The sequence below is a fragment of the Dongshaea marina genome, from assembly GCF_003072645.1.
Taxonomy (GTDB): domain Bacteria; phylum Pseudomonadota; class Gammaproteobacteria; order Enterobacterales; family Aeromonadaceae; genus Dongshaea; species Dongshaea marina.
Genome location: NZ_CP028897.1, coordinates 3,929,106 through 3,943,407 on the forward strand (window position 1 = coordinate 3,929,106; position 14,302 = coordinate 3,943,407).

The 14,302-nt window shown below is 52.3% G+C and carries 17 protein-coding genes; 7 read left to right on the forward strand and 10 right to left on the reverse strand.

Features of this window, described 5'->3' with window-relative positions; all coding sequences use genetic code 11:
* Positions 1 to 160: 160 nt before the first annotated feature.
* The 3 genes from DB847_RS18350 (at position 161) to DB847_RS18360 (ending at position 2,929) form a co-directional block, all read left to right on the forward strand.
* The gene (locus tag DB847_RS18350) at positions 161 to 748 is read left to right on the forward strand and encodes a TetR/AcrR family transcriptional regulator (protein WP_108652000.1); all 588 of its coding nucleotides are present in this window, start codon (positions 161 to 163) and stop codon (positions 746 to 748) included.
* Positions 749 to 849: 101 nt separating this feature from the next.
* Positions 850 to 1,899: an NADP-dependent oxidoreductase gene (locus DB847_RS18355; protein WP_108652001.1), complete on the forward strand. Its 1,050-nt coding sequence runs from the start codon at positions 850 to 852 to the stop codon at positions 1,897 to 1,899.
* Between the two features lie 265 nt (positions 1,900 to 2,164).
* On the forward strand, positions 2,165 to 2,929 hold the full coding sequence (locus DB847_RS18360) for a substrate-binding periplasmic protein (protein ID WP_108652002.1): 765 nt from the start codon (positions 2,165 to 2,167) through the stop codon (positions 2,927 to 2,929).
* A 6-nt stretch (positions 2,930 to 2,935) separates the two neighbouring features.
* On the opposite strand, the gene DB847_RS18365 is transcribed toward DB847_RS18360, so the two are convergent.
* From DB847_RS18365 to DB847_RS24525, 3 genes are read right to left on the reverse strand one after another with little or no spacing between them, the layout of a single operon-like run.
* A complete protein-coding gene (locus DB847_RS18365; RefSeq protein ID WP_108652003.1) occupies positions 2,936 to 4,894 on the reverse strand; it encodes a DNA topoisomerase III in 1,959 nt (652 codons plus the stop codon).
* On the reverse strand, positions 4,891 to 5,415 hold the full coding sequence (locus DB847_RS18370; protein ID WP_108652004.1) for a hypothetical protein: 525 nt from the start codon (positions 5,413 to 5,415) through the stop codon (positions 4,891 to 4,893). Before DB847_RS18370 ends, DB847_RS18365 begins: the two co-directional genes overlap by 4 nt.
* A gap of 26 nt (positions 5,416 to 5,441) precedes the next feature.
* Positions 5,442 to 5,648 (reverse strand): hypothetical protein, encoded by a 207-nt coding sequence (locus tag DB847_RS24525; protein ID WP_159084738.1) that lies wholly within the window; start codon positions 5,646 to 5,648, stop codon positions 5,442 to 5,444.
* 183 nt (positions 5,649 to 5,831) lie between these two features.
* Here DB847_RS24525 and DB847_RS18380 point away from each other — a divergent pair, with 183 nt between their 5' ends.
* Together DB847_RS18380 and DB847_RS18385 are read left to right on the forward strand one after the other, a co-directional pair.
* Positions 5,832 to 6,611, forward strand: a complete 780-nt coding sequence (locus DB847_RS18380; RefSeq protein WP_108652006.1) for a substrate-binding periplasmic protein — start codon at positions 5,832 to 5,834, stop codon at positions 6,609 to 6,611.
* Between the two features lie 83 nt (positions 6,612 to 6,694).
* Positions 6,695 to 7,561 (forward strand): hypothetical protein, encoded by an 867-nt coding sequence (locus tag DB847_RS18385; protein ID WP_108652007.1) that lies wholly within the window; start codon positions 6,695 to 6,697, stop codon positions 7,559 to 7,561.
* A 63-nt stretch (positions 7,562 to 7,624) separates the two neighbouring features.
* Here the strand turns inward: DB847_RS18385 and DB847_RS18390 are convergent, their stop codons facing one another.
* Entirely contained in the window at positions 7,625 to 8,464 is an 840-nt protein-coding gene (locus DB847_RS18390; protein ID WP_108652008.1) for a putative RNA methyltransferase, read from the reverse strand.
* Between the two features lie 111 nt (positions 8,465 to 8,575).
* Positions 8,576 to 9,295 (reverse strand): substrate-binding periplasmic protein, encoded by a 720-nt coding sequence (locus tag DB847_RS18395; RefSeq protein WP_108652009.1) that lies wholly within the window; start codon positions 9,293 to 9,295, stop codon positions 8,576 to 8,578.
* Positions 9,296 to 10,385: 1,090 nt separating this feature from the next.
* Between DB847_RS18395 and DB847_RS18400 the strand changes: the two genes are divergently transcribed.
* Positions 10,386 to 11,152, forward strand: a protein-coding gene (locus DB847_RS18400; RefSeq protein WP_108650678.1) for an IS5 family transposase whose coding sequence is annotated in 2 segments (ribosomal slippage) — positions 10,386 to 10,761 and positions 10,761 to 11,152 — 768 coding nt in all. Because the reading frame shifts where the segments join, the coding sequence is not laid out codon by codon here.
* Positions 11,153 to 11,314: 162 nt separating this feature from the next.
* Here DB847_RS18400 and DB847_RS18405 read toward each other — a convergent pair.
* Complete coding sequence (locus tag DB847_RS18405; protein WP_108652010.1) at positions 11,315 to 11,869, reverse strand: GNAT family N-acetyltransferase; 555 nt, start codon at positions 11,867 to 11,869, stop codon at positions 11,315 to 11,317.
* 167 nt (positions 11,870 to 12,036) lie between these two features.
* Here DB847_RS18405 and DB847_RS18410 point away from each other — a divergent pair, with 167 nt between their 5' ends.
* A complete protein-coding gene (locus DB847_RS18410) occupies positions 12,037 to 12,324 on the forward strand; it encodes a helix-turn-helix domain-containing protein (protein WP_108652011.1) in 288 nt (95 codons plus the stop codon).
* Between the two features lie 9 nt (positions 12,325 to 12,333).
* Here DB847_RS18410 and DB847_RS18415 read toward each other — a convergent pair whose 3' ends face one another.
* The 4 genes from DB847_RS18415 to DB847_RS18430 form a co-directional block, all read right to left on the reverse strand.
* The gene (locus DB847_RS18415; protein ID WP_108652012.1) at positions 12,334 to 12,597 is read right to left on the reverse strand and encodes a hypothetical protein; all 264 of its coding nucleotides are present in this window, start codon (positions 12,595 to 12,597) and stop codon (positions 12,334 to 12,336) included.
* A gap of 529 nt (positions 12,598 to 13,126) precedes the next feature.
* Entirely contained in the window at positions 13,127 to 13,768 is a 642-nt protein-coding gene (locus DB847_RS18420) for a helix-turn-helix transcriptional regulator (RefSeq protein ID WP_108652013.1), read from the reverse strand.
* A 14-nt stretch (positions 13,769 to 13,782) separates the two neighbouring features.
* Positions 13,783 to 14,022, reverse strand: coding sequence for a hypothetical protein (locus tag DB847_RS18425; protein WP_108652014.1), 240 nt, complete (start codon positions 14,020 to 14,022; stop codon positions 13,783 to 13,785).
* Entirely contained in the window at positions 14,019 to 14,264 is a 246-nt protein-coding gene (locus DB847_RS18430; RefSeq protein WP_108652015.1) for a hypothetical protein, read from the reverse strand. Before DB847_RS18430 ends, DB847_RS18425 begins: the two co-directional genes overlap by 4 nt.
* Between the last annotated feature and the right edge of the window lie 38 nt (positions 14,265 to 14,302).

The following is a 14,302-nucleotide window of genomic DNA, read 5'->3' on the forward strand; positions in this document are numbered from 1 at the left end:
AACTCCAACACTCCCGGGAAGTTGTTTGAGTCAGGAGTAGGAGAGCTAGCAGCTGAAACTGAGCTCAGGCATGAGTAGTTTTCTAGTCCACATGAGTCTGCCTCTAAGATTCCGCAAATAAAAACTAGACGACCGGTCTAATTGTTATTACTATCTCCCCATGAAGACAAAATACCAAGACACACAGCAACACCTGCTTGATACCGGCCAGGCTATTTTCGCCGCTAAGGGATTTAGTGGGGTTGGGCTGAGTCATATCCTGCAACAGGCGGGAGTCCCCAAGGGCTCTTTTTATCACTACTTTAAGTCAAAAGAGCATTTTGGCCAGTCGGTACTGGAGCACTACTTCAGCCACTACCTGAAAAGGCTCGCTCTGCTACTGGATGAGCCAGGAGTCACATCCCGCTCGCGCCTCATCAATTACCTGGAGCGATGGCGGCACAACTACTCATCCTCAGAGGGTGTCCAGGACTGCCTGGTGGTCAAACTCAGTGCCGAAGTGGCAGACTTGTCTGAAGCGATGCGCCTGGCCCTGCGAGATGGAACGGCAAGGATCATCCAGCGAATTGCCGTTTGCCTTGAAGCCGGAATAGCCGATGGCTCGATAACCTCTGATGAGCCGCAGCAAACAGCCTGCATCATCTATCAACAGTGGCTCGGAGCAAGCCTACTCACTAAACTGCACCGTGATGCGACCCATGTAGATCTTGCAATGCAGATGACTCAACAGTTGTTATCTGCAACTTAGAAGAGCCGCAACCCGTTGCGGTTTTTTTACCAAACAAAAATAGACGACCGGTCTAATATAAATTGTTCTTTATGCCAAAGAACATACAAGAGGAACAAGACATGCTACAGAGCACTACAGTAAACCGGCAGATCACCCTGGCCTCCCGTCCCGAGGGAGCCCCCCATCAGGACAACTTTAAGCTCCTGGATGGCCCGCTTCCGACAATCGGTGCCGGAGAGATCTTACTAAGAACCGTCTATCTCTCCCTTGACCCCTACATGCGAGGACGGATGAGCGCGGTAAAGTCCTATGCGGAACCTGTCGGGCTGGGTGAGGTGATGGTCGGAGGCACAGTAACCCAGGTGGTAGCATCCAATCATGATGGATTTCAGCCCGGGGACTGGGTGCTCAGTTACAGTGGCTGGCAGGACTATAGTGTTTCAGATGGCAGCGGACTGATAAAGCTTGATCCCGAGTCAGCCCCTCTATCCTATGCCCTTGGGATCCTGGGTATGCCTGGATTCACCGCCTATATGGGTCTCCTGGATATAGGCCAGCCGAAAGCCGGAGAAACTGTGGTAGTTGCGGCGGCAACGGGCCCGGTCGGGGCTACGGTTGCCCAGATCGCCAAGCTCAAAGGGTGCCGGGTTGTTGGAATCGCAGGCGGTGAAGATAAGTGTCAGTTCGCGGTCCGGAAGCTTGGGCTGGATGCCTGTATCAACCACAAGGATGAAGACTTTTCGGCCCAGCTTGAAAAGAGCTGTCCCCGGGGAATTGATGTCTATTTTGAAAATGTGGGGGGTAAGGTTTTTGAAGCCGTCCTGCCCCTGCTCAATACAGGGGCACGTATTCCTGTCTGTGGCTTAATCTCCCAATACAATGCGACCAGCCTGCCGGTTGGTGAGGATAAGCTTCCCCTGCTGATGCGTCATATCCTCACCAAGCGCCTGACGGTCAAGGGTTTCATCATCTTTGATGATTACGGCCATCGCTATGATGAGTTTGCCAGGGATATGAGCCAGTGGCTGGCCTCCGGAAAAATTCACTACCGGGAGCAGTTGATTGACGGCCTGGAGCAAGCCCCGCAATCCCTCATCGGGATGCTTGAAGGAAAGAACTTTGGCAAGGTGGTGATCCGGGTCGGTGATGAAACTCCAGCCCTTGGCTAGAGCTGTTCCCATCCGGATCATCTTTCGGTCTGAGTTCAATCGCAGCATTGACTCCAGTGAAGGAGAAAATGCTGCGATTCTATGCTGGCAAAGGCTCATGGGGTTTTGCCAGCATAAAGTGATGTTAATCAAAACAGCAAAGAGACGTCTTCTTTCAACCGAAGACTCCCCCGCTCCATTTGCTAAATCCCGCCACGGGCTCAGCCGCCTATACTCAAACACAGGAGTCGCTCCTGAATGATTGAGAACTTAGATAGGATCGCGAATGAATCTGGCTAAGCTTGTTCCCCTGCTGATGACTCTATGGGCCTTTCCCATGTGTTGCACAGCCGCAACCATCACAGTGGTGGCCGACCGCTGGGAGCCCTATAACGGCGAGCCTAAATCATCCAGACCCGGCTATGCTATCGAGATAGTCGAGAAGATCTTTCAGTCCGCAGGACACGAGATAAGCTATAGCCTGCTGCCATGGAAACGTGCCATCCAGTTAACCCGCCAAGGCAGGTACAACGCCATCATAGGCTCCTATAAAGAGGATGCCCCCGACTTTATATTTCCCGAAGAGGAGATAGGAATTTCAGATAACGCATTTTTCGTGAGAAAAGGGGAGCCCTGGCGCTACCAGGGTCTTGAGTCGCTCAAGGGCAAAACCATAGGCCTTATCATGGGTTATAACTATGGCCAGGAGCTCGACCCTTTCTTGCAGCGCCACACCCAGTATATTCAGTATGCCTACGGCGCCGATCCTCTGGAGATCAATATTAATAAGCTGCTGTATAAACGCTTCGACCTGCTCTTGGAAAACAGCATAGTTCTGACCCATAAGGCCTCGCGAATGGGAGTCAGCAACGACATCGAATATGCCGGCCGTACCGAGCATATCCACAAGATTTACCTGGCGTTTTCTCCCAGGGATAATCAATCGACCAACTATGCAGCCCTTGTCACCCGGGGGATCCGCGAGCTTCGCCAATCCGGGGTACTCCAGCAGATCCTTGACAGATATGGCTTAAAAGACTGGAAAGAGTAGCCGGGGTCAGCTCTGGTTTTTTATTGCTCTTGCTCCCTTCTTGCTACCGCTGCTACTGGCGCGGCGGCGTTTTTTGTAGGCGGGCTTTTTCATCCCCATCCCGGCAAGTCCCTGCATCCGGGTATTGGCCACCTGACCAATCAAAGGGGTCAGGGTGCCTTGCAAACCATCCATAAAGTCCTGATAGCGTCCCTGCCGTTGGCTGATCGCCTCGAGGCTGGCCTCCCATTGGGCCGTCATATCGGGAACCGTCACGCTCTCCGGCAGGCTCTCGATGAGGGCCCGGCCAGCATCTGTGGCCTGGATCTGCTTGCCTTGGCGGGTCAAAAATCCGCGTTTGAAAAGAAGCTCGATGATCCCGGCACGGGTCGCCTCGGTCCCTAGCCCATCGGTCTCTTTTAAGATCTTACGAATCGCTGGATCTTTGACGAAACGGGCAATCCCCGTCATTGCTGCCAGCAGGGTCGCATCTGAAAAACGCTTGGGGGGTTGGGTCAGTTTATCCAGTAACTCTCCTCCCTCACAGTCCAGCTCCTCCCCTTTTTTAAGATCAGGCAGCTGCTGTGCTAACTCAGGCTCATCCCCCTCCCGGGAGCTCTCCTTACGCTTAAACAGTGCCTTCCAACCCTCAAGGGCCGTTTGCCTGGACTTAGCCACAAACAAACCACCGGCGATCTCAAGCTCAATCTTACGATCATCATACTGCCAGGGTGGGTAAAACTGGGCCAGGTATTGGCGGGCCACCAGCTCATAGACCCGAAGCTCCGATTGGGTGAGCCGCTCCGGGGAGACCACCTTCTGGGTTGGGATAATCGCGTGGTGAGCCTCAACCTTTTTATCATTCCAGGCCTTGGATTTAAGCTTAAAATCAGCGTCTTTAACCGCCTCTTGCAATGGCTCTGCGACCCGTGCGATGGCTGAACTCACCCCCTTGCCCTCAGTGAAGTGCTCCGAGGGCAGGTAGCGACAATCGGAGCGAGGATAGGTGATGAGTTTATGTTTTTCATAGAGGCCCTGGCAGGTATCCAGCACCTGTTTTGCCGACAGGCCATAGCGCTTGGCCGCATCAATTTGTAATGCCGACAGGTTATAGGGAAGCGGCGCCGCCTGTTTTTTGCGCTTATTCTCGACCGCCTTCACCAGCGCCGGTTGGTCGGTGATCCGGCGGATCACATTCTCGGCAAGAGGACGGGACAGTACCCGCCCCTCGGCATCCTGGTAGGGACGACAGGCTTCACTGGGCTGCCATTTCGCCTTAAAGCGCTCTCCTGCCGCCGTCCTGACCAATGCCAGAACCTCATAAAAGGGTTTAGGCTCAAAAGATTCAATCTCCCGGTCGCGACGCACCACTAGCCCCAGCAGGGGAGTTTGTACCCGACCGACCGACAATACCCCCTGATAGCCGGCCCGCCCCCCCTGGATGGTACAGGCCCGGGTCATATTGATCCCATACAGCCAGTCGGCTCTGGCCCGGGCCAGGGCCGAGGTCGAAAGCGGCACAAAATCATGGTTACTCTTAAGCTTTTTGAGAGCCTTTTGGACCGCCTGGGCATTGAGGTCACTGATAAGACAACGCTGGGTCTGCCTGAGCTTGGTTTGGTTCACTTTTAAAAAACCAAGCACCTCATCGACCAGCAGCTGCCCCTCCCGGTCGGGATCGCCGCAGTGAACCAGCTGATTTGCCTCTTTCACCAGCTTGCGCAGGACACCAAGCTGTTTCTTGGTTTTTGGTTTAGGCTGCAACTGCCAGCTCTCGGGGACAATCGGCAGATGTTCCATTCGCCACTGCTTATAAGCGGGATCGTAGGCATCCGGCTCAGCCTGCTCCAGCAGATGACCGATACACCAGCTGACGCAATCACCATTACCGACCAGGATATAGCCATCCTCTTTTTTGTGAGGCTTGGGGAGCACGTCGGCAATCGCCCGTCCCAGGCTGGGCTTTTCTGCAATATAGAGAATCATGGATTCAACATCTCAAATACCTGGGTTTCGCCATCGACCACAGAAAACAGATATGAATAAGCAACCCGCCAGCGCCCTTGATCTGTCTTGAGGGTGACGGTTTTGTGATTGAGGCGCTCAATCACTCCATAGTGAGGCTGGCCCTTTTTATCATGAAAGCCGACCCGCTCTCCGACACTGAGCTGATGGCGCCCCAACGGCTGCTTAACCACAAAGCTGGGCTCAACACTCTGGCCATCCAGGTTCAGCATATAGCCTGGAATCGTCACCTCGCGCCCTGCCCCGGCAAGCTCTTTGACTCTCAGGTACTTGTTGCGGATCTCTATGAGCTCGCAAGGGATCTGCAGCCGTTGCTGGCTATCGTAGTAGTGAAGTCGCTGACCAACTTGCAACACCCGGTGGAGCGCCTCGATGCGTACCGGGTCTGCAAGCTCAGCATCGATCAGCGCCTTGAGCCGATACAGTTCAAAACTAGTGGCATCGCTCAGCTTATGTAGTAGAGATTCAAGTTCCTGTGACATCCTATCCCTCGGTCGATGACTGGCCGTTATCTATCCATCTGCTTGTCTATGGCAAGAGCCAGCTTATCTTTGACCAGCACCATCTTATCTTTAACCAGCTGCAGCTGGTCCTGAGCCTGAGTGCTGCTGGAGAGCATCTTCATATCCAGGTGAGAAGGGGCTTTGATTTCACCACCAGTGATGGAAACACCGATGATAAATCCTATCACGACCCCGATTAAAACTCTGATCATCTTATTCTCCTGTGAAGGGGCGCCGATCATGGCCCATCCACCGCGGCTGAGCAAGACAAAAAGCTTAACCCGGGCACCACAACTTGCTACCATCCGCCCTGTCGGCTGCTTTTTAAGCATTCTACTGCCCCCGGGTTGCGGCAGCCGCCTGAAAAAGCCCTCATTTAAGCAGGAGAGGACAGGATGTCTCATATCATCAGGATCACAGGATTGATGTTACTGGCCTATGCCGGTGTGCTATATGCCAATCCACAAAACCAGCCCACAATTAAGCTCGCCGTGGGGGATCACTATCCGCCCTATGTCAGCAAGAGTTCACCCCACTATGGGTGTGTCAGCGAGCTGGTTCAGCAAGCCTTCAAGGCTCAGAAGCTCGACAGCCAACTCTATTGGCTACGCTGGCAGGATGCCTATATACAAACGGTCAACACTCAATATACGGCGACCTTTCCCTGGGCATACTCCAAGGTACGTGAAAAACAGATGCATTTTAGCGCTCCCCTGTACAGCGTCCCCACCTATGCCTGGGTCAAAGAGACTCCGGGCACAAGCTATCAGAGTTTGCAAGATCTCAGAGGAAGCAGGATCTGCTTGCCTGCAGGCTATGGTGCCTTGGGGGAGCTCGGAGAGATGATCCGCGACAAAACACTAAAACGCGTTAGCCCCGATTCGATGCAGCAGTGTTTTAACTGGCTGGCCGAGGGTAAGGTCACCGCGGTCAGTGCCGTTGAGCTCGAGGCCAGGCAAGCGCTGCAAAATCTCCCCAAGGCGGAGCAACAAAGGATTCAACGCAGTTTTGTGATCCGCTATGACGAATATCACCTGCTGATCAGCAGAAAACATCCGGATGGAAAAGCGTTAATTGAACGCTTTAATCAGGGCCTGCGCAAGGTCCAAAGCGACGAGCGCAAGCCAGTCTATTATGGCTGTGGATTGTTTGCCCATATCGACCAGCTTTTTTAAATAAGCTATCGGCAAACATCACGACGAAACCGTTGCGGTGAGCTACTTTTTACAGTGAAGTCATATTATTAAGGAGCGATCATATGACCACTCTCATCCGCAGCGCATTCCTGTCCATCTGTATGCTGATGATGATCCCATCAAGCTATGCGCTGGATATCACCCACCCCGTATTGCGAGAAGGCTCAGATCTGGATAAGTATGCGGCCAGCCTGCTGGTTTTTCTGGTTGAAAAATCCGGTGAAACGGCCAATCTCAAGGCCTACCGCAAGCCTATCGATTCCCAGTCACGCAAGATCAACCTGTTAGCCAAGGGGGAGATTAGTGTGGATTGGCTCGGCGCCGACAAGCAGATCGAGTCAAAGCTGGTCCCTATCCGTTACCCGGTATTTCGAGGCCTGCTGGGACACAGGATCTTTATCACCAACAAAACCGTGGAACCCAAACTTGCGAGTGTGAAGAGCCTTGAGGAGCTCAGAGCCTTTAAGATGATTCAGGGCGAAGGCTGGGCCGATGTGGATGTGCTCAAATCCGGAGGCTTTAAGGTTCGCGAAGTTCCGGGTTTTGAGAAGATCTTTAAGATCGTCGACAACGGCCGCTCGGATCTCTTTCCTCGTGCGGTGATAGAGCCCTATAGTGAGGTCGCCAGCCGTCCCCAGTATAAAAACCTGCTGGTCGATGATAAGCTGATGCTGGTCTACAAGTTTCCCATGTTCTTCTTTGTCTCGCCCTCGGCTTCCAATAAGCCTTTAGTGGATGCACTGAACAAGGGATTCAAGCTCGCCTATGAGGATGGGTCATTTATCGAGTTCTTTGATAATGCGCCCTTAGTGAAAAAGACCTTTGCCGAAGCCAAGCTCAAGCAACGCCGGGTGTTCCACATTGATAATCCTAACCTGAGTGAACAAACCCGGGCGATTGATGCCAAATACTGGCTGAAACTCGACTAATTCTGTGCATAGCAATCGCCAGTCTCCATGGAGGCTGGCGATCATTTCATGACCCATAGGCCGCTACATACAACGGAACAACCGATACTCCACATCCAGGGTCAGAGTCAGCTCTTCAAGCTCGGCTAACTGTTGCTTTGCCTCAGCCTTCGCCCGGAAAAAGTGCGGTGTCATCAGCATCAGTTGCTGAAGCTGAGCCTGATTGAGAGTGACCTGCTGTCGCAGGCTGTGGGTTGAGATCAGCTCAAAACCGGCCTGCTCAGCCTGGGCCGTATCAAAGTTACGGTGTGGCTTGATCTCCTGATAGATGTTGCGGCGAAGCTCAAGCAGGTGATCTGGCCCCGCATCCACCAACAGCAGATGGCCCCCCTGAGTTAATTTACTGGCAAATTGAGGATACTGAGTATAGCCAAACATACAGAGGATCAGATCCAGTGATCGATCCGCTAGCGGTGGCTGCTTACTACTCGCCACCAGCCAGCTCACCGACCGACTGCGTTTACAAGCCCGGGCAACCGCCCACTTGGAGATATCAAAACCTATCATCCGCGCCGCAAGGTCTGCCTGCTGCAGATGGCTCTCAAGGGCCTTAAGATAATAGCCTTCCCCACAACCTGCATCTGCAATGGCCAGGCTTTTGCCTGTCCCGAGTTCAGCCACCAGCTCACAAAGCTTGTCGGCAATACCCTGGTATACCCCGCTATCCAGTAGCTCGCTACGGGCTGCGATCATCGCTTTGCTATCTCCCGGATCCCGGGAACGCTTGGCCTGAACCGGCAGTAGATTACAGTATCCCTGCTTCGCCAGGTCAAAACTATGGCCATTTTCACAACGAAGCTGCCCCTCAATATTTTTCAGGGGAAGTGCGTCATGGGGGCAGGTGATGCCGGTGCAATCAAACATGGGAGGCCTTAATACTGGATAAAGGCGCTAGTGTAGCGAGCAGGTTCGGTCCGGGCAAGAGAGAGCCCCGCGAACCATGGAGCTCCCCGTATCAGATATCCAGTCGCCGGTTTATTGATAACGACTCAGGATTTTATCCAGCTCACCGCTCTCCCTCACTTTGCCAACCGCCTGGCTGAAACTCTCCAGAAGCTTGGGATCGGTATTCAGATTCAGGGCATAGTAGAGTTGATCGGCGCTGAGCTCATAGACAGGGACCAGCTCTCCGGCAGGTAATCCCTGCTGTTTGTAGATATGTTTTGCACTGTAAAGTTCATAGGCCCAAAAATCGATCTTCTGGTTTCTCAGCTGTCTTATCAGCAATTTATGATTATGGGTGATGCTCATCTTCTCTTTCGGAAAGCCCAGGTTCAGCAGATCCTGCTCTCCGATATCAGCCCGAACCACCCCAATCCGGTAGTTTTTGAGATCATCTATATTCTTGATGCTCAGGTTGCGCTTCCTGAGAGCCAACAGCTCGGTGGCGGATTTAACGATTGGCCCGACCCAATGAAACAGCTTTTCCCTGGGCTTGGAGCGCGCGGTGGAAAATAGCACCACATTGGGAATATTCAATGTCATTTTGTAGGCCCGGGCCCAGCTGTAGACCTTGATATCCTCCCGGGCCAGCGGCTGCCCCGCTTCCCGGGCGGCTACTAAAAGCAGATCCACCGCCATCCCCTTGAGCTTACTATTGTGGATGTAGTTGTAGGGGGGATACTCCTCGGTCACAAATGTTAGCTTGGACCAGTCAGGTTTCTCTACCTGTGCCGCATAGGCCGTGCAAACCATCCCTAATGCGCAAAAGCAACTTGATATAAAACGGATCACCACGGCTACAACCCTCAATCTCGACTCATCCCTCCCCTGAGTCTAGGGCAATGCGACTGCAGATGCCTAAGGTTTGAGGTTGAGTCTTGTGGCTTCGCCACAGACGTGTCGGGGGTGCCCGACAGCGAGCGAGGAAACCCGATACTTTTGCAATTAGCCCTGCAGGCAGCAAGTTCATGCCTTCGGCATAATTGCCGGTGCTGACCGGCGGCAGGTCAGGGGACTGCGCACCCAGTCCCCTAACAACCCCCAGGGTGCCCCCCGATTCGCTTATTCCTCAAAATCACTTGCTCCTTGAAGCTCAGCATAGACACGCCGCATATCATCCATGATATGCCTCCCCAGTTCGATATCCCTATCTCTCGCTCTGTCTCTCCGGGAGAGACTCCACCCCTAGCGTGGCTATGCACTCATCGCGTCCTGCCATTCGGCTTCAATCGCGGCATGATTTTTCGGCGCGAATCAAAGGGGAGTTTCAAACCCCGTTAGCGAGCGCTGAGGCGAACCTTAGAAGATTAAGGTTGAGCGATAGGGATATCGCGAGAGCTTAGCCATCACACGGACGTGATGTCTAAGCAGAGCCTTAATCCTTAGGTGAGGCGAAGATTTAGCGAGATCCGGGGCACCAGGGGATTGCAAAGGGGAAAGGCGTTTGCCCCTTTGTTCGCCGTCGGGCGACACCGACACCCATGCAGCTGCGCTGCATGGGTGTCGGCAGCACATTACTTTTGTACCGCCAAAAGTAATCAAAAACTCGCTCCGCGCTGCGAGTCCCTCCCCAGAGCTCCGCACATCGGCATCCTGCCTCGAACAACAATATATTTTTACGGGTTTCCTCCGCGCTCCCTCACGGGAATGAAACTACCTCTCTTCGATTCATATAAGAGATAGTAAAGCTTTATGTTTCTGAGCCAGGGATGGCGAACTGCGAAGCTCGATGTAGGGAACATCGCGCGTAGCGACTTTCTGGTTACTCTTTCTAGGGGCTGTCGTCATGAGCGGACTAGTTTGAGTACAATATATTCTTTCATCATTAATCTGGAACTACACAATGAAGAGCCCAGCCCACCGACGCCATGACATATCAGACCGAGTATGGAGCCTAATCGAACCCCATATATTGGGAAGAAAAGGTGATTGGGGAAAGGCGGGTCGAGATAACCGACTCTTTATCAATGCTGTTTTTTGGATTTTAAGGACAGGCTCACCTTGGAGAGACCTTCCTCCCGATTATGGCGACTGGAAAAATACCCATCGACGCTTCAGTCGCTGGCGTGATAAGGGAGTTTGGGCTCGCCTCCAGGAACGTTTAATCCATGAGCCTGATTTTGAGTGGCTGATGATCGACGCCAGCCATATCAAAGTCCACCCAGATGCCAGCGGTGCTCAGGGAGGTAATCAGGATATGGGGATAACAAAAGGGGGCTAAACAGTAAAATCCACTTGGCTGTAGACTCTCATGGCATGCCTGTTAAGTGCTTTGTTACCTCAGGTACAACGGCAGACTGTTCTCAGGCCTTGGCTCTGATTGATAGTGTCGATGCTGAGTATTTACTGGCTGACAGAGGCTACGATACCAATGCCTTGGTCTCCCAAGCCGAGTTTCTGGGAATGAAAGTGGTTATTCCATCGAGGAGAAACCGGAAGGTGCTACGGGAGCATGATAAAGGTCTCTATAGAGTTAGGCATTTGGTAGAAAATGCTTTTCTTCATCTGAAGAGGTGGCGAGGAATCGCGACACGATATGCAAAAAATACCGCTTCATTTGAAGCGGCGGTTCAAATACGTTGTGTAGCACTATGGGCTGCCATCTTATGACGACAGCCCCTAGAAAGAGTAACGAAGGAGGAATCCCCGCCGCAGCTGTCCGCGGCCGGACACTTGCGCCGAAGGCACAAATTAGCCGACCGCAGGTCAAACAATAACTGTTTACTGTAGATAGAAGATTGTCACTGCGCTGTGATTCTGCCCTGGGTGACTTTAGGCCCCGCGAGAGAACTTGTACTCATAAAATCGAGTCTTAAGTTCTGGCTCCTGATGAGCCAGTTTAAAGTCAAGCCGCTGCAGGAGCTTGATAGAGGGCTGGTTATCCTGCTCTACGCCTGCGGTGAGCTTGCTAACTCCTGCTGTTGTCCGGCACCAGTGAAGCAAGCCCTGTAAAAACTCTTTTCCATAGCCCCTCCCCCAATACGCCTTGCCCAGCAGGTAACCAAGATGAAGATTAAGGCCCGCTGGCCCGGCTTCATCCGGGTAGAGAAAGATAAAGCCCAAGATTTCACGGCTTTCTCTGGCCTGGATCAGTAAGAGCTGACACTGACGCTGCATCGTTTCAAGCCAAGCGGATGCGGCGGCCAGGGTTGAAATGCCCTGAAACTCTCCAGGAAGGGCTTTGACCACTTCAGGTGATAGCAAATCCAAGGCTGTGCCAGCGACCTCTGACTCCTCCCCTGCCTCGCTGGCTGCAGCAAGGCTCCATACCCTGAGTCTTGATGTTTGAAAATCGCAATTTTTTAGTAGATTATCCAAGTGTGCCATCGACTCTCCCGGCGGCCCTTAGAGGACCATAGTTCAACTTAAGCTAACTCAAAATCATAAGCCTCTGATGCCGGCTTGCAAAGCCGCTCCCCGATTGGTGGAGTAAGCTGCAAATACGGGGCATAATCCGTGTTATAGTCCGCAGAGTTTTCGGAGAAGGAGTCTCCATGAGCCAAATCAGTAAAACAAAAACCAGTTTTTATCGGCGCCTGCTGGTCGCTTATCTGATTGAATCAGGGATCAACAGTGTCCCAGCCCTGATGGCTGAAACCGGGATGCCAAGGCGCACCGCTCAGGATACGATTAAGGCCCTTGAGGAGCTGGATATTCGGGTAGAGTATATAGGTGCCACCAAGTCAGGGCAGTATCAGCTACTGAGCTGGGGCGCGATCAACAGGGAGTGGATCGTTAAGAACCTCCCACAGATACGCAGCACCCTGGGTTACTCCGGGTGAACCCTGCTTTCAGGGATTGGTTTCAAAGTGCTCCATGATCAAGGAGCCTATTTCCCGGGCTGAGCCCTGAGGCGCCACCGCGCAATCACTCTCAACATCGACCATCAGAATAAAAGAGCCCTCAGCCTCATATGATACGGGCTTTGCTCCGCTGATGATTTGTTCTGTGGACTTCCCGTACTGCTCCTTAAAACGGCGGCTCGCCTCGGCAGTGAGCGAGCAGCAGTTTGCATTCGCCGAGCGAATCAGTCTCAGGTAGGCACTCTGAGGCAACCTTGCTTTCCTTAGCATAGCGTTCCCGCCTATCCATTCGCGGTTGTGCTCTGTCGTTCATACCCAGGCTACACCAGAGTCTCCCGGCGTGTACGGCTCAACAGCTCCTGTCATTGGCCGAGGCGATAAATGGCATGCCGATCAGAACAAAATATACAGTGGTAGAGATGGTGTTTTTCATCATTCCCCCCAAACTTCAATTCAGGATCTTCCTGATCAAAATGGCGGGGTTACTTGTCCCTGTACACCCTTATCGTCACATTTGCGGCCCTCACTGGCTATCACACTTGGGATAGCTTCAGATTTCCAAAGCTCCATCACAGACTCTGGAAAAACGGGGTTTCTCCATTGAAGCAAAAATATCCACCACTTGAACCTATGAAATTCATAGGTTCAAAAAAATAAATATATTTTTGCAAGCGGGATCACACAAAGTTGTGCTAAAAGCGATCTTGAATCCCAGTGAACAAGATGAGGAATATGGCTAAGCCCGTGGGAATAAAACTTTCACTGAATCGAATTGGGTCACTCAGCAACGAACACTCATCTGAAAAGGGAAGATATCTTCAAATTTGTTCTGATAAGCCAGGTACCTGAGATCCTGGTTACTGTCGACCTGAAATTTATGCTTAATATTGCGGATATGAAAATCGAAGGAGGAGGTCGAGATCCCTAGCAGCTCTGCGACCCGGGCACGCTTGCGTCCCTTGATGAAGTGATAAAATACCTTGGACTCCATCGGAGTCAGATTGTATTGTGCGCCATAGCCACACACTTTGAAGTTACTGGAGTGGCCCCCCAGGTGGGCAAACTCAATATCTGAATTCAGTTCCATGGCATTGAGGGCTGTTCCGGCCGGTTTACCATGCTGATCATAGAGAAGCACTTTGCGGGTCAGCAGGTTGGTAGATTTAAGGCCCTGCAGCGGTTCAATCACCTGATACTGCTTTCCTGCCAGAATATCTTTCTCATGATCCGTATAGATTTGTGCCATATCCTGCCAGGGCATATCCAGATCTCTTAAGCCCACCAGCTGCTCGGGATGTAACCCCGAGTAGTCCGTGAGCTTATGGTTGGAAGCGATGAAGCGGTGCTCAAGATCTTTGACAACCAGGATCCCCACATCGAAATCAATGATGGGGTTATCAAGATAAAATTCAAGATCTTTCACACCCTGAGCTCCTGCTAAGCCTTATCTGCCCCGGAGGATTTACGGATCGTCGCCAGCCAGGCATCACACTTGTTAAGAAGCTGAATAGACTCGGTGGAGAAGCCATCACTGCTGTGACGTGGCAGGCTCAGCAGCACATCCAAAACCCGGATACATTCCAGCGCCCTGTCCGAATCACCCTTGGTAAAATAGTCACCGATCTGCCCCATCACGGAGACAACTTCTTTTTGCCAGTTTTTTTCAATCTGGTTCATTTTTTCCCCTTGATGCTGTTCATCTTACCGACAAAGGTTTGGACAAACTGGCGTAACTCTTTGGCCCAGGCGATCGCCTCTGAGGAGAAGCCGGAGTCCGGTACCAGGGCCAGTTGCACCAACACGCTCAGGTGATTAATGTTTTCAACCAGCAATGCCTGGTCTTTTTTAACTTCGTGAGACTCAATCACCTCACAACGCAGCTCTACCAGCTCGCGCCAGGTTTGCTCAATAGGATTCATTTACAGGGCACACCTTATTCTCATAGCGGGATCATCAT

Coding starts and splice junctions, on each gene's coding strand:
- DB847_RS18385 (WP_108652007.1), top strand. CDS start 6,695: ATGACCACTCTCATCCGCAGCGCATTCCTGTCCATCTGTATGCTGATG.
- DB847_RS18405 (WP_108652010.1), bottom strand. CDS start 11,869: ATGGCACACTTGGATAATCTACTAAAAAATTGCGATTTTCAAACATCA.
- DB847_RS18370 (WP_108652004.1), bottom strand. CDS start 5,415: ATGTCACAGGAACTTGAATCTCTACTACATAAGCTGAGCGATGCCACT.
- DB847_RS18425 (WP_108652014.1), bottom strand. CDS start 14,022: ATGAACCAGATTGAAAAAAACTGGCAAAAAGAAGTTGTCTCCGTGATG.
- DB847_RS18395 (WP_108652009.1), bottom strand. CDS start 9,295: ATGGTTTGCACGGCCTATGCGGCACAGGTAGAGAAACCTGACTGGTCC.
- DB847_RS18350 (WP_108652000.1), top strand. CDS start 161: ATGAAGACAAAATACCAAGACACACAGCAACACCTGCTTGATACCGGC.
- DB847_RS18390 (WP_108652008.1), bottom strand. CDS start 8,464: ATGTTTGATTGCACCGGCATCACCTGCCCCCATGACGCACTTCCCCTG.
- DB847_RS18430 (WP_108652015.1), bottom strand. CDS start 14,264: ATGAATCCTATTGAGCAAACCTGGCGCGAGCTGGTAGAGCTGCGTTGT.
- DB847_RS18365 (WP_108652003.1), bottom strand. CDS start 4,894: ATGATTCTCTATATTGCAGAAAAGCCCAGCCTGGGACGGGCGATTGCC.
- DB847_RS18355 (WP_108652001.1), top strand. CDS start 850: ATGCTACAGAGCACTACAGTAAACCGGCAGATCACCCTGGCCTCCCGT.
- DB847_RS18380 (WP_108652006.1), top strand. CDS start 5,832: ATGTCTCATATCATCAGGATCACAGGATTGATGTTACTGGCCTATGCC.
- DB847_RS18410 (WP_108652011.1), top strand. CDS start 12,037: ATGAGCCAAATCAGTAAAACAAAAACCAGTTTTTATCGGCGCCTGCTG.
- DB847_RS24525 (WP_159084738.1), bottom strand. CDS start 5,648: ATGATCAGAGTTTTAATCGGGGTCGTGATAGGATTTATCATCGGTGTT.
- DB847_RS18360 (WP_108652002.1), top strand. CDS start 2,165: ATGAATCTGGCTAAGCTTGTTCCCCTGCTGATGACTCTATGGGCCTTT.